Source organism: Nocardia sp. NPDC047648 (assembly GCF_040642815.1).
GTDB classification, from domain to species: Bacteria; Actinomycetota; Actinomycetes; order Mycobacteriales; family Mycobacteriaceae; genus Nocardia; species Nocardia gamkensis.
This window is the reverse complement of sequence record NZ_JBEYSX010000002.1, coordinates 464239-477533: the sequence shown is the minus strand read 5'-3', so window position 1 is coordinate 477533 and position 13295 is coordinate 464239. Positions and strand designations below refer to the sequence as shown.

Sequence of the window (13295 nt, the reverse complement as noted above, 5' to 3'; positions counted from 1 at the left end):
TTCGCGTCCGCGGGGCCGACCGGTGCGGCCCCTATCCGACCGCAGGTGGCCGCGGCAGCGGCTCCCGATCGCGGGTCGGTCGTTCCCGGCGGCCGCACCGCGTCCTATGCTGAGAGTGCAGCTGGTTCACCGCAGCACGACGAGATGGAGCCCCGACGTCGCGCGACGGAGTCGAGCCCGCCCGTGCGGCGACGTTACGGCGGGCGAGAGGGAACCCGGTGGGAATCCGGGACTGTCCCGCAGCGGTATGCAGGAACGACCGCCGTCACCAGGCACTGGGTTTCAGCGAGCCGGAAGGCTACGCGACCCGGGAAGCGACGGCCAGTAGGTCGGCCATCGGGAGCACTCCGGCGTACGCCGGCCCGCACGGCCGGTGCCCGCGAGTCCGAAGACCTGCCAGTCGTGCCGGGTACGCCGTACCCGGCGGCCATCGCCTCGTGGATTGGGCGTGCGGATCACCAGCTGACGTGTCGGGCTCCTCGGCCGAGATTTCACCGGCATGTCACAGGGTTCTCCGCCTGCCCGTACGGCGATGGCTTTCGTCCACAGCAATGGAGAAACATCGTGACTGTTGCACAGCAGAAGCCGTTCACCGCGACGGTTCTCGGGCTTCCGCGAGTAGGGCCCCGGCGTGAACTGAAGCGGGCCACCGAAGCCTATTGGGCAGGCGAGATCGACGCGGGCCGGTTGCACGGCGTGGCGCGCGACCTGCGGCGGGCCCAGCTCATCGATTTGCGAGCCGCGGGCCTCGACTCGATTCCGGTCGGCACCTTTTCCTACTACGACCAGATGCTCGACACCGCCGAACTGCTGGGCGCGCTGCCGCCCCGGGTCGCCGGGATCGCCGACCCACTGGATCGGTATTTCGCCGCCGCGCGCGGCACCGAAACGGTGGAGCCCTTGGAGATGACCAAGTGGTACGACACCAACTACCACTACCTGGTGCCGGAAATCGGCCCCGAGACCGCGTTCTCGCTGCACCCGGAGAAGCTGCTGGCGCAACTGCGGGAGGCGCTCGAGCTGGGCGTGCCTGCGCGACCGGTGGTGATCGGCCCGATCACCTTCCTGAAACTGGCCAAGGCGAGTGGCGGCTCGGCCCTGGCCCGGCTGATCGAACTGCTGCCGCTGTATCGGGAACTGCTGCGCAGGCTCGCCGGGGCCCAGTGGGTGCAGATCGACGAGCCGGTGCTGGTCACCGACCTCACGGCGGAGGAGATCGGCCTGGTGCAGGTCACCTACGCCGAACTCGCCGACGCCGCCGAGCGTCCGGCGATCCTCGTCGCGACCTACTTCGGGCAGCCGGACGCCGCGCTGCCTGCGCTGGCGAGCACCGGTATAGAAGGAGTGGCCCTGGACTTCACCTCCGGCGCCGATGTCGCCGCGGTGGCCGACGTGCCCGCGCTGACCGGGAAGCTGATCGTCGCGGGGGTCGTGGACGGTCGCAACGTCTGGCGCACCGATCTCGACCGCGCTCTGGCCACCCTCGATACGTTGCGGGGATCCGCTGCGCAGGTGGCTGTTTCGAGTTCGTGCTCGCTGCTGCACGTGCCCTACACGTTGGCCGCGGAGACGAGCTTGGACGAGCGGCTGCGCTCCTGGCTGGCGTTCGGCGCGGAGAAGGTAACCGAAATCCGCCTGCTCGCGACCGCGCTGAGCGACGGTGCGCAAGCGATCGGCGCCGAGTTGGCCGAGGTGCGTGCGGCGCTGGCGTCGCGGAGGTCCGATCCGCGGCTGAACGATCCGCGGGTGCGGGCCGGACTGGCCGCGCTCGGGCCCGGCGCCGTCCCCCGCGCACCCGCCGAACAACGCCGGGAACTGCAAAGGGACCGGTTGCGGCTGCCCGCGCTGCCGACCACGACGATCGGTTCCTACCCGCAGACCTCGGCCATCCGGCTTGCGCGCGCCGCGCTGCGCAAGGGCGAGATCGACCAGGCGGAATACGTCCGCCGGATGCGCGCCGAGATCGCGGAGGTCATCGCGCTACAGGAGCGGTTGGGGCTGGACGTGCTGGTACACGGCGAGCCGGAGCGCAACGACATGGTGCAGTACTTCGCCGAGCAACTCGACGGGTTCGCGGCGACCGAGCAGGGATGGGTGCAGTCCTACGGGACCCGCTGCGTGCGGCCGCCGATCCTGTTCGGTGACGTCGCGCGGCGGGACCCGATGACCGTCGAGTGGATCGCGTACGCGCAGTCGCTCACCGACAAGCCCGTGAAAGGCATGCTGACCGGACCGGTCACCATTCTGGCGTGGTCGTTCGTGCGCGACGACCAGCCGTTGGGCGAGTCCGCCCGCCAGGTGGCGCTGGCGATCCGCGACGAGACCGTCGACCTCGAGTCGGCGGGCATCCGGATCATCCAGGTGGACGAGCCTGCCCTGCGTGAACTGCTTCCGCTGCGCGCGGCCGACCAGCCCGGGTACCTGGAGTGGTCGGTGCAATCGTTCCGGATCGCGACCTCCGGAGTGTCCGACGCGACGCAGATCCACACGCACCTGTGCTACTCGGAATTCGGCGAGGTGATCGATGCGATCGCCGGGCTGGACGCCGACGTCACGTCGATCGAGGCGGCGCGCTCCCACATGGAGGTGCTCGACGATTTGAACGCGGCGGGATTCGACCTCGGCGTCGGCCCCGGCGTGTACGACATCCACTCTCCGCGGGTGCCCAGCGTGGACGAGATCACCACTTCGTTGCGTGCGGCACTGAAAGCTGTTCCGGCCGAACGGCTCTGGGTCAATCCCGACTGCGGGCTGAAGACCAGGGGACGCGCCGAGGTGGAAGCCGCACTGCGCAACATGGTCACCGCGGCGGCCGCCGTCCGGTAACCCTCTCCCGCACATCGGCGTTCGGTGCCCCCTTCCTTCCCGAAGGGGGCACCGAACGGTCAAGAGCCGCAGTCCGTTTCCGGCTCCGGCCGCGGTGGTTGCCTGCGGCGCAGCGTGTACCGATCGCACGGTTCCTCCCGCCGCGTCACCGGCAACTCCCGCGCCCGCGCCCGCATCCCCCGCCGCCACGCCGTATGACACCCGGAACAACGCTCCATCGGCTACCCCTCCTCGCATGTCGACCACCGGACAATCGTTCCCCTCTTACCTACTTCGACGTGCCCACCCCTCGATTCGGTTCCATCCGATCCGGAAATCATCGCCGCCACCGAGGCCGGTCGAACTCGGTCACCCACAGCCGAATTCGGGGACGACCTGTTCGATCGAGTCCCGCGCTACAGTCCGAAGGCCCGGTTGATCGCGGCCATGTCGAAGTAGTCTCGCCACGTGGTGATTTCGCCGTCGGCGACCTCGAAGAAGCCCATGACCGGCAGCGGTGTCTCGCGGCCCGCGGATCGGAGGGTGTCGGTGCGCTCGTTCATCACCACATTGCCGGAGGCGATCTGGTGATGGATATCGAAATCGATGGCCTCGAAGGTGGTCAGGAAACCTGCGATGAAGTCACGGATGGCGGTGCGGCCGACGATGGGTTCCATCGGGATGTTGTGGTAGACGGCGTCCTCGGCGAAATACGCGCTGATCCGATCCGGATCGGGGTCGGACCAGCTTCGGCACATCGCACGCACGAGTTCGTCGGGATCGGGCATTCGTTCTGCTCACTTTCCTGCTGCCGGAAGGCGGGTGCCGGACCTCTCGATTCAACCAAGCAATCGCTCGGTAGGGAAGGGGATCGATGGCCATTTTCATGCCCGATCCACAATGCGACGGCAAACCTCTCTTCGCACGCTACGCAGATCGAAGGCATTGCTGGATACCTCGCAAAAGCATATTCATGCGGGTAAGAACGCGCGTTCTTGCGATGATTGCGAATCATCGCAGCTACCATCGTGCACGTGCGCAAGATGTATGCGGGCGCCCGGCTTCGGCGATTGCGTGAAGAACGGAGGATGACCCAGGCGGCTCTGGCGAAATCGCTGGACCTGTCGCCGAGTTATCTCAATCAGCTCGAGCGCGACCAGCGCCCACTCACCATTCCCGTACTGCTGAAACTCAATTCCACCTTCGATCTCGACGTCCAGTTCTTCGCCGCCGATTCCGACGCGCGGCTCGTGTCGGACCTGCACGAGGTGCTCATCGACGCCGCGGGCGGGCACACCGCGCCGCTGACCGAGGTGGAGGAACTGGCAACCCGCCAGCCGGAGGTCGCCAGGATCGTCGTCGCGATGCATCGGCGACTACGCGCCGCCACCGATCAGCTGGACCTGCTCTCCGCGCGGGTGTCCGCGCCCGCGGGCGCGCCGGGCGTGCCCATGCCCTACGAGGACGTGCGCGACTTCTTCTACGACCATCACAACCACATCGCGCAGCTCGACATCGCCGCCGAGCAGCTGTTCGAGAACTCCGGGCTCACCATCGGCTCGCTCGATCGTCAGCTCGCCCGCATCGCCGAGGAACGCGCCGGAGTCACCGTTCTGGTCCGCGGTGACGGCGCCGACCCCACCGTCCCCAAGCGCCACTACGACCCCGAGACCCGGACGCTCACGCTGGCTCGCCGGTTGCGGCCCGGCCAGCGCGCCTTCCAGATCGCCACCACGCTCGGCCTTCTGCTCTACGGAGCCGAGCTGGACGCGGTCTTGGCCGAGAGCCCGGCGCTCAACGGCGAATCCCGCACCCTGGCGCGGATCGGGCTGGCCAATTACTTCGCGGGCGCACTGGTGCTGCCGTACGGCCGATTCCTGCGGTCGGCCGAGGAGCTGCACTACGACATCGATCTGCTCGGTCTGCGGTTCGAGGTCGGCTTCGAGACCATCTGTCATCGGCTCAGCACCCTGCAACGGCAGGGCCAGCGTGGCGTCCCGTTCTTCTTCGTGCGCACCGACCGGGCGGGCAACATCTCCAAACGGCAGTCCGCCACCGCCTTCCACTTCTCCCGGGTGGGCGGCAGTTGCCCGCTGTGGGTGGTGCACGAGGCCTTCTCCAACCCCGGCCGCATCCTGACCCAGGTGGCCGAGATGCCCGACGGCCGCCGCTATCTGTGGGTCGCGCGCACCGCCGCGATCGCCCCGCACGGGTTCGGGAGCGCGGCGAAGAATTTCGCGATCGGCCTCGGCTGCGATGTGGAATACGCCGACCGTCTGGTGTATTCGGCCGGGTTGCAGCTGGACGACCCGGCGGCCTCGGTGCAGATCGGCGCGGGCTGCAAAGTGTGCGAGCGCCCCGCGTGCCCGCAGCGCGCCTTCCCGCACATCGGCAGCCCATTGGCGGTCGCCGAGCACACCAGCACCGACCTGCCCTACCCACGGCTGGGGCACTGACTTCGCCGGGGCATCAGGACTTGGCCAGGTACTCCAGCCGCTCGGAATCGACGGCCGCGTGCATCATCCCTGCCAGACCGGGATGCTTGCGCAAGCCCGGGTCGGACGCCACCACGGCGCGCGCGAATTCCTGGGCGGCGGTGATGACCTCGAGGTCGTCCAGCAGCGACAGCAGGCGCAACGAGCGGGCCGTGCCGGACTGGGCGGCGCCGAGCACGTCGCCCTCGCGGCGGGTACGCAGGTCGAGCACCGAGAGTTCGAAGCCGTCGGTGGTGGCGGCGACGGCGTCCAGCCGCGCCATCGCCGACCCGCCCGGCGCGGCATCGGTGACCAGCAGGCACAACCCGGGGTGGCGTCCCCGGCCGATCCGGCCGCGCAGCTGATGCAACTGACTGACGCCGAACCGGTCGGCGTCGACGATGACCATCACCGTCGCGTTGGGCACGTCCACGCCGACCTCGACCACGGTGGTGCACACCAGTACGTCCACCGATCCGTCGTTGAACGCACGCATCACCTGGTCTTTTTCGTCGGCGGGCAGCCTGCCGTGCAACAGGCCCACCCGTACGCCGGCCAGCGGGCCGCCGCGCAGCATCTCGTATACGTCCAGCGCGGCCTGGGTGGTCGGGCCCTCCTTCTCGCCGTCGCCGGACTTCGAGCGCCCGTTGCGGGATTTGCCCGTCGTCTCCTCGTCGTCGCCGATGCGCGAACACACCACGTACGCCTGACGCCCGGCGGCGACCTCCTCCACGATCCGCTCCCACGCGCGATCCACCCAGTTCGGATGCTGCCTGCGCGGCACCACCTTGGAGACGATCGGCGAGCGCCCTTTCGGCAGCTCGGTCAGTGTGGAGGTCTCCAGATCGCCGAGCGTGGTCATGGCGATGGTGCGCGGAATCGGCGTCGCGGTCATCACCAGCAGATGCGGGCTGACACCGGTTTTGGCCTTGGCGCGCAGGGCATCTCGCTGCTCCACGCCGAAACGATGCTGCTCGTCGACCACCACCATGCCGAGATCGAAGAACTCGACGTTGTCCTGGATCAGCGCGTGCGTGCCGATCACGATGCCCGCCTCGCCGGTCACCGCTTCCAGCAGCGCGGCCTTCTTGGCCGCGGCCGACATCGACCCGGTCACCAGCACCACGCGGGTGGCGTGGTCGGCCGCGCCCAGTTCGCCCGCCGCCCCCAGCTCACCGAGCATGGCGCGCAGCGACCGATAGTGCTGCGCGGCGAGCACCTCCGTCGGGGCGAGCAGCGCGCACTGCAATCCCGCGTCCACCACCTGCAACATGGCGTGCAGGGCGACGATCGTCTTGCCGGAGCCCACCTCGCCTTGCAGCAACCGGTGCATCGGTTGCTCGCGGCCCAGATCGGCGGAGATCTCCGCCACGACCTGCTTCTGCCCCGCCGTGAGTTCGAAGGGTAGCCGCTGGTCGAACGCGGCGGCGATGCCGTCGGCGCGCGGCGCGCAGGCACGCGCCCGGCGGCCGGAGACCTCGTGCCTGCGCTCGGCCAGCACCAGTTGCAGGGCCAGCGCCTCGTCGAAGCGCAGCCGATCCTTGGCCTGATCGATATCGGACTTGCGTTCGGGCAGATGGATCAGCCGCAACGCGTCGGAGAGGTTCGGCAGCGCCCGTTCGGCGCGCACATCCTCCGGCAGCGGATCATCGAGCGGATCGAGCTGGTCGAGCACCTGCCGCACACAGGCGAGCACGTCCCAGCTCTGCACCTTGGCGGTCGCCGGGTAGACCGGGATGAACTCGCGTTCCATGAACGACGTGTCCACTCCCCCCGCGCCCGCGGCGCTCTGCGCCAGACCCCGCAGGTCTCCGCCGCCGCGCACCTTCGTCAGCGCGCCGACCGAATCGTCGTCGCCCTCGGCCTCCGGCAGGATCAGGTAGCCGGGATGACTGAGGTTCCACTGGCCGGGGCGCCAGTAGTTCACCGTGCCCGACATCATCGCGCGCAGACCTTCGCGGACCACGTATTTCACCTTGTCGCCGTTGAAGAAGGTGACGTCGACGCCGCGCCCGGAACCGGTGTCGAGAACCACCTTCAGCAGCGATCCGCGGCGGTTGCGCATCGGCCGCAGTTCGGCCTTGGTGATCCGTCCGATGACGGTGATGTGCGAACCGTCCTCGGGCGCCTCCTCGGTGAGCGGCTGCCCCTGCGTCGCGTACCGGAGGGGGTAGTGCCGCAGCAGATCCTCGACGGTCCGCATGTCGAACGCGTCCGCCAGCGAGTCCGCCGCCTTCGCGCCGAGAATGTGGTCGAGCCGATCGCTCAGTGCCGCCATGCGCTACTCCACTCCGATCTGCACCGAATCGCCTTGCTGCCCACCGGAATACACGATCACCTCGACCCCGGGGAAGTTCTGCGCGATATGAGCGGCGAGTTCGTCGCCGAGAGCGTCCGGCGCCGCCGCTCCCATCAGCAGGGTGACCAGCTCGCCGCCGAAGGCGAGCAGCCGATCCAACAGCGTCCGCCCCGCCGCGCGCACGTCGGGCTCGATCACGACGACATCGTGCCCGGCCAGTCCGAGACCGTCGCCCGGCTCGCAGGTGCCGACCATGGTGAGCGCGCGCTCGGTCGCCGGGCGCAGCGAGCCCCACCGAGTCGTGGCGGCCGCCTCCGACATGGCAAAGGCGTCGTCCACCGCGAATCGTCCTCGGTCGTGCACGGCCAGGGCGGCCAGACCCTGCACCATCGACGCACTCGGCAGCAGCAGCACGTCCCGATGGGCGTCACGCGCGGCGACGCCGACCGCGACCAGTTCATGCGCGGGCAGGGCGCCGTTGGGCAGCACCAGTACCTCGCGGTTCGGCATCCGCCGGATCGCGGTCAGCAGCGTCGTCGCGGTGACCGGCTCGTCGCCCGCCAGCACCACGGCGCCTGCGTCCTCGAACAGCGTCGCGGCACCGGCGCCGGCGACCACCGCCAGAATCCCCCGATCGGCCGGAAGTTCGGGCGTCGCCCCCTCGCTCGAGGAGAGCCCACCGGCCACCACCTGGGTCGAATCGGCAGCCGGTGCGGACGACGCGATACCCCCGGTTCGGACGGGCCGGGGCCGCGAGTCCGAGATACCGTCACCGGCGAGGGGATTCGCCGCTTCCACGCGTTCGCCGGACCCGGCCGGGGTGTCTCGCTGCGGCGTGCGAACGACATTCTCGATGCGGATCCGGCTGAGTTCGCCCGCCGCGATGCCCGCCTCCACCGCCGCTCCGGCGTCGGCGCAGTGCACATGCGCCGACCAGGACCCGCCGCCGTCACCGACCACCACGACCGAGTCGCCGAGTTCGCCGAGCCGGGCGCGCAGGGCGGCCACCTTCCGCTCGTCGGAGCCTGCCAGCAGGTACATCACCTCGTACTGCGGCTGGGCGTCGTCGGCGGCCGCCGATCGCGCCGCCGCGGGCCGTGGGTACTCCGGTCGCGCGGGCGCCTCACCCCGGGTCACGGTGACCAAGCTGTCCAGCAGCACCACCAATCCGCGAGCTCCCGCGTCGACGACACCGGCCCGACGCAGCACACCCAATTGGAACGGCGTGTCGCCGAGCGCCTTGGCCGCGCCGTCGGCCGCCGCCAGCGCCACGTTCGCCAGCTCCTGGTCCGGGCACTGCGCGGCCGCCGCGGCCGCGCGGTCCAGCACGGTGAGAATGGTCCCCTCGATCGGCACGCTCAGCGCTTCGCGGACCAGTCCGGAGGCCCGCGCCAGCGCGGCGCGCAGGCTGTCGGCCGTGAACGGGCCACCGTCCACCGCGTCCGCGACGCCACGCAGCACCTGGGACAAGATGATCCCGGAGTTGCCCCTGGCGCCTACCGTCGCGCCGTGCGCCATGGCGACGGCTACGGCGCGGGCCGCGCTCCCGTCCGCGTTCGCCGCCGCCTCCCCTGCCTCCACCGCGGCGCGCATGGTGGCCAGCAGATTCGTACCGGTATCCGCGTCCGGGACAGGAAAGACATTGAGTGCGTTGATCTCCTCGCGCCGGTGTTCCAGGCCCGCGAGACAGGTACGGCCCCAGCGCAGCAATGCCGTGCCGTCCACTACATCCCGCACTCCGGACACCGTCACCGCACTCCCTTCCGCCACCTGCCCACCCTCGCCGTCCGCCAGGTTAGCGGGCGGTCCCGACAGGCGACCGGCAAGACCGCGCTCCTACACTGGGGATGCCCGGCAACGGATCCGGCACTCGTCCGTGCGGACCGGTTTGGTGGATCGGCGCCTGCACAGCTACCCTTGCAGGGTTGCCTCGCGTGGCCGTCGCCGGTCTGCGCTGGTCGGCTCTCCGTCGGCAGGGCACACTCGACATTGCAACGAGGACGCGTCGCACCGCGAAAGCGGCGGTCCCCACCATTGACATGAAGGAGTTCGCGACTATGGCTGCCGTCTGCGACGTCTGCGCCAAGGGCCCCGGCTTCGGGAAGTCGGTCTCGCACTCGCACCGGCGCACCAACCGTCGTTGGAACCCGAACATCCAGACCGTGCGTGCACAGGTCGCTCCGGGCAACACCCGCCGCATGAACGTGTGCACCTCCTGCCTGAAGGCGGGCAAGGTCGTCCGCGGCTGATCCGCTTCCCGGCTGACCAATACCGTCGGCACACGCCCCGGCACCCGTATCGGGTGGTCCGGGGCGTTGTCGTGACTGCGGCGCTCCGACGAGCGCGGCAGCGGTGACCGAGCATCCGTGGCGGGTCCAGCCGCTGGCCGGCGAATACGTCTACAGCCTGGCCGAATGCCACATCGACTGTTGGCGCGAGGCGTATCGGGGGCTGGTGCCCGCGCACGTGCTCGACGCGTTCGACATCGAGCGCCGGGCCGAGCTGTGGGAGCGCGACCGGGTGCGCTATCCGGGCCGCACACATGTCGCTGTCGTCGAGGACCTGGTCATCGGATTCTCCAGCGCGGGCCCGCCCGACGATGCGGACGCGGTGACCCCGCTCGAGCTGCACGCCCTCTATGTGCGGTCCCGCTGGCACGGCAGCGGAGTCGCCGACGACCTGATCCGCGCCGCCCTCGATCCGGCCGCCCCGTGCTCGCTGTGGGTGTTCGAGCTGAACGCGCGGGCCCAGGCGTTCTACCGCAAGCACGGGTTCGTGCTCGACGGCACGCGCAAGGTCGAGCCGTTCACCGCCGCGATGGAAGTGCGCATGGTGCGCACCCCGACGAAGCACGCGGACTTCACCCGGGATGACATCCACTAGGCACACCTACGCCTCCGCTCACACGTACGTGCTGCGCAGCTGCGCCCGGCGCCCGCATCCCCCACTATCCGCGACCTCACCTCCGCGTCGGCCACCCACGGACGTGTCCTACCGTGCCCGTTAAGGTGCAGATCATGACCTCCAGCGAGCAAGCAGGGTACGTGACAACCGTCGACGGCGTCCTCCAGATCACCATCGCCACCTCCGCCAACGGCACGTCCATGGACTTCGCGGGCATCAACGCAGGCACCGCCGCACTGCACTCGCTCGGTTCCGAGGTGGGCGCGGTACTGCTGCGGGGCTCCGGCGCCAACTTCTGCGCGGGCGGCGACGTGCGCGGCTTCGCCGCCGCGCGGGATCGCTCGGCGCACATCCACGGTCTGGCCACCGACCTGCACGAATTCGTCCGCGCGCTGGACGCGGTCACGGTCCCGGTGGTGGCCGCCGTCCAGGGCTGGGCGGCCGGGGCGGGCATGAGCCTGGTCTGCCTGGCCGACATAGCCCTCGGCGGACCCGGCACCAAGCTGCGCCCGGCGTATCCGGGCATCGGCCTGAGCCCCGACGGCGGCATGTCCTGGACGCTGCCGCGCGTCGTCGGGCGGGCGCGCGCCCGCGAGATCCTGCTCACCGACGCCGTCTTGGACGCCGACGAGGCGGTGCGCCTCGGCGTGCTGAGCAGGCTGGTCCCCGACGGCGAGATCGCCGAGGAGGCGCAGCGCCTCGCACGCACCATCGCCGCCGGACCGCGTTCCACCCACGCGAGCATCAAAACGCTGCTGCGGCAGTCGGATACCGCGACGCTGAGCGATCAGCTCGACAGCGAGCGCGACGGAATCGCCGCGGCCGCGAGTTCCCCCGCCGGACGGGAGGGCGTCGACGCCTTCGTCGCCAAGCGCAAGCCCGACTACGCCGCAACGGCCTGATCGGCCGTCACTCGAGGGTCGAGAGGACGAATTTCGCCACCGCGTCGGTGAACGAGTCGTTGTCGTCACCGGCGGCGGTGTGCGCGGCGCCGCCGATCTCCACGAGCTGGGCGTGCGGCACCAGCCGCTGGAACGCCTCGGCTCCTTCGGCGCTCACCACATCCGAGCGCATGCCGCGGACCAGCAGCACCGGAATGCGCAGCGCCCGCGCCGCGTCCTCCATCGGCTCGATCATCGCGGACGGGTCCTCCGGCCGGTCGCCGAGCATCTCGGGATCCCAGTGCCAGTACCAGCGACCGTCGCGCTCGCGCAGGTTGCGCAGCAGGCCTTCGGCGCTCTTGGGCCGCGGGCGGTGCGGCAGGTACTCGGCGACCGCGTCGGCCGCCTGTTCGATGCTGTCGAAGCCATCGCGGTGCTTGCCGAGGAAGTCGATCACCCGGGCGACCCCTTCCGGCTCGGGCCGGGTCACGATGTCGACGAGCACCAGGGCGCTGATCGCCGCTCCGCCGGGCCGCGCGGTGGTGAGCAGCCCGGTGATTCCGCCCATGCTGGCCCCGACGACCACCGCGGGGGCGCCCAGCTGTTCCAGCACCAGCAACAGGTCGTCGACCATGGTCTGGCGCCGGTAGTCGCGATCCGGCGCCCACTGGCTGTCGCCGTGGCCGCGGGCGTCGACCGTGACGACCCGCATCCCCGACGCGCCCAGCCGGGCGCCGGTCTTCTTCCACGAATGCCGGGTTTGCCCACCACCGTGCAAGAAGACGACGAGCGGGCCGTCGACCGGGCCGAACTGATCGGCGGCCAGCTCGATTCCGCCCGAACCGCGCAGCCGGAGCCGGGACGGTTCGAGAAGATTGTTCGCATTACTCACGATCTGTAGGATCGCACAACGCTGTTCCGCGCCGGCGCGAACCCGGCGAATCGAGGGTTCAGCAGCCGAGATTGCCCACGAAGAACAGGCACGCGATCTTGGCGTTCACCGACGCGGACAGGGTGGAGGAGCCGCTGGAGGTGTATTCCTCGGCGACCGGAGCCGTCGTGGTCTCCGTGGCGGGCTCGAGCCGCAGGGGGGCCGCTCCCGCGATGGCCGCGCCGCTGGTCAAAGCGGCACAGAAGGCCAAGGTCGCGGTGGTGCCGCGCAGCGCGCCGCGAACGGTGGTGTTGTGCATGGAACAGCTCCTCACTCGTTAACTCTCGGTCGATCACACACAGACGCCCGATTCAGGGCAGGCGCCAGTCAACCGGTTCGGCACCCAGTTCGTCGAGTAGTTCGTTCACTCGAGAGAAGGGGCGGGAACCGAAGAACCCACGAGACGCCGACAGCGGCGACGGATGCGCGGACTCGATGTACGGGACCTCGGCTTCGGCCAGCAGCGGCTTCAGCGTCGCCGCGTCGCGGCCCCACAGGATCGCCACCAACGGCTCGTCCCTGGCGACCAGGGAGCGGATCGCCTGATCGGTGACCTCCTCCCAGCCCTTGCCCCGGTGCGAAGCGGGCTTACCCGGCGATACGGTGAGCACGCGGTTCAGCATCAGCACACCCTGGTCCGACCACGGGCTCAGATCGCCACAGGAGGGCGTGGGGTGGCCGAGATCCTTGCTGTATTCGGCGAAGATATTGGCCAGGCTGCGCGGGATCGGCGAAACATCCGGCGCCACGGAGAAACTCAGCCCCATCGGGTGGCCGGGCGTCGGGTAGGGATCCTGGCCGACCACGAGCACGCGCACCGCGTCGAACGGACGCTGGAAGGCGCGCAGGACGTTCTCACCGGACGGTAGGTAGCCACGGCCCGCGGCGTTCTCGGCACGAAGGAATTCGCCCATGGCGGAAATCCGATCCGCCACCGGCTCGAGTGCCTTCGCCCAGCCCGGATCCATGATTTCCGACAGTGGTTTCGCGCCCATGACCGC

11 protein-coding genes and 1 riboswitch are annotated in these 13295 nt (G+C 69.8%); of the genes, 5 read left to right on the top strand and 6 right to left on the bottom strand.

Annotation, left to right across the window (positions count from 1 at the left end):
* Positions 1-206: 206 nt before the first annotated feature.
* A riboswitch (cobalamin riboswitch) is annotated at positions 207-395 on the top strand.
* 166 nt (positions 396-561) lie between these two features.
* Positions 562-2826, top strand: coding sequence for a 5-methyltetrahydropteroyltriglutamate--homocysteine S-methyltransferase (metE, locus tag ABZ803_RS06550; protein WP_357034321.1), 2265 nt, complete (start codon positions 562-564; stop codon positions 2824-2826).
* 395 nt (positions 2827-3221) lie between these two features.
* On the opposite strand, the gene ABZ803_RS06545 is transcribed toward metE, so the two are convergent.
* Complete coding sequence (locus tag ABZ803_RS06545; protein WP_357033715.1) at positions 3222-3593, bottom strand: limonene-1,2-epoxide hydrolase family protein; 372 nt, start codon at positions 3591-3593, stop codon at positions 3222-3224.
* 255 nt (positions 3594-3848) lie between these two features.
* Between ABZ803_RS06545 and ABZ803_RS06540 the strand changes: the two genes are divergently transcribed.
* Positions 3849-5261, top strand: a complete 1413-nt coding sequence (locus ABZ803_RS06540) for a short-chain fatty acyl-CoA regulator family protein (RefSeq protein ID WP_357034319.1) — start codon at positions 3849-3851, stop codon at positions 5259-5261.
* A gap of 13 nt (positions 5262-5274) precedes the next feature.
* On the opposite strand, the gene recG is transcribed toward ABZ803_RS06540, so the two are convergent.
* Both recG and ABZ803_RS06530 read right to left on the bottom strand, forming a co-directional pair.
* On the bottom strand, positions 5275-7557 hold the full coding sequence (gene recG / locus ABZ803_RS06535; RefSeq protein ID WP_357033713.1) for an ATP-dependent DNA helicase RecG: 2283 nt from the start codon (positions 7555-7557) through the stop codon (positions 5275-5277).
* Between the two features lie 3 nt (positions 7558-7560).
* Positions 7561-9348 carry a DAK2 domain-containing protein gene (locus ABZ803_RS06530; RefSeq protein ID WP_357033711.1) on the bottom strand — a complete coding sequence of 596 codons (1788 nt, stop codon included), beginning with the start codon at positions 9346-9348 and terminating at the stop codon, positions 7561-7563.
* Between the two features lie 287 nt (positions 9349-9635).
* On the opposite strand from ABZ803_RS06530, the gene rpmB reads away from it, so the two are divergent.
* From rpmB to ABZ803_RS06515, 3 genes are all read left to right on the top strand, one after another.
* A complete protein-coding gene (rpmB, locus tag ABZ803_RS06525) occupies positions 9636-9827 on the top strand; it encodes a 50S ribosomal protein L28 (RefSeq protein WP_011210730.1) in 192 nt (63 codons plus the stop codon).
* 103 nt (positions 9828-9930) lie between these two features.
* Positions 9931-10461 carry a GNAT family N-acetyltransferase gene (locus tag ABZ803_RS06520; protein ID WP_357033709.1) on the top strand — a complete coding sequence of 177 codons (531 nt, stop codon included), beginning with the start codon at positions 9931-9933 and terminating at the stop codon, positions 10459-10461.
* 134 nt (positions 10462-10595) lie between these two features.
* Positions 10596-11384 (top strand): enoyl-CoA hydratase-related protein, encoded by a 789-nt coding sequence (locus tag ABZ803_RS06515; protein WP_357033707.1) that lies wholly within the window; start codon positions 10596-10598, stop codon positions 11382-11384.
* A 7-nt stretch (positions 11385-11391) separates the two neighbouring features.
* Here ABZ803_RS06515 and ABZ803_RS06510 read toward each other — a convergent pair whose 3' ends face one another.
* The 3 genes from ABZ803_RS06510 to ABZ803_RS06500 are packed head-to-tail and all read right to left on the bottom strand — an operon-like array spanning position 11392 to position 13289.
* Positions 11392-12255, bottom strand: coding sequence for an alpha/beta hydrolase (locus ABZ803_RS06510; protein ID WP_357033705.1), 864 nt, complete (start codon positions 12253-12255; stop codon positions 11392-11394).
* 58 nt (positions 12256-12313) lie between these two features.
* Entirely contained in the window at positions 12314-12553 is a 240-nt protein-coding gene (locus ABZ803_RS06505) for a hypothetical protein (protein ID WP_357033703.1), read from the bottom strand.
* Positions 12554-12605: 52 nt separating this feature from the next.
* Positions 12606-13289, bottom strand: a complete 684-nt coding sequence (locus ABZ803_RS06500; protein WP_040868400.1) for a uracil-DNA glycosylase — start codon at positions 13287-13289, stop codon at positions 12606-12608.
* Positions 13290-13295 lie beyond the last annotated feature (6 nt).

Excerpts from the sequence above, each read along its gene's own strand:
- ABZ803_RS06545 (WP_357033715.1), bottom strand. The coding sequence starts at position 3,593 with ATGCCCGATCCCGACGAACTCGTGCGTGCGATGTGCCGAAGCTGGTCC.
- ABZ803_RS06540 (WP_357034319.1), top strand. The coding sequence starts at position 3,849 with ATGTATGCGGGCGCCCGGCTTCGGCGATTGCGTGAAGAACGGAGGATG.
- recG (WP_357033713.1), bottom strand. The coding sequence starts at position 7,557 with ATGGCGGCACTGAGCGATCGGCTCGACCACATTCTCGGCGCGAAGGCG.
- rpmB (WP_011210730.1), top strand. The coding sequence starts at position 9,636 with ATGGCTGCCGTCTGCGACGTCTGCGCCAAGGGCCCCGGCTTCGGGAAG.
- ABZ803_RS06515 (WP_357033707.1), top strand. The coding sequence starts at position 10,596 with ATGACCTCCAGCGAGCAAGCAGGGTACGTGACAACCGTCGACGGCGTC.
- ABZ803_RS06505 (WP_357033703.1), bottom strand. The coding sequence starts at position 12,553 with ATGCACAACACCACCGTTCGCGGCGCGCTGCGCGGCACCACCGCGACC.
- ABZ803_RS06500 (WP_040868400.1), bottom strand. The coding sequence starts at position 13,289 with ATGGGCGCGAAACCACTGTCGGAAATCATGGATCCGGGCTGGGCGAAG.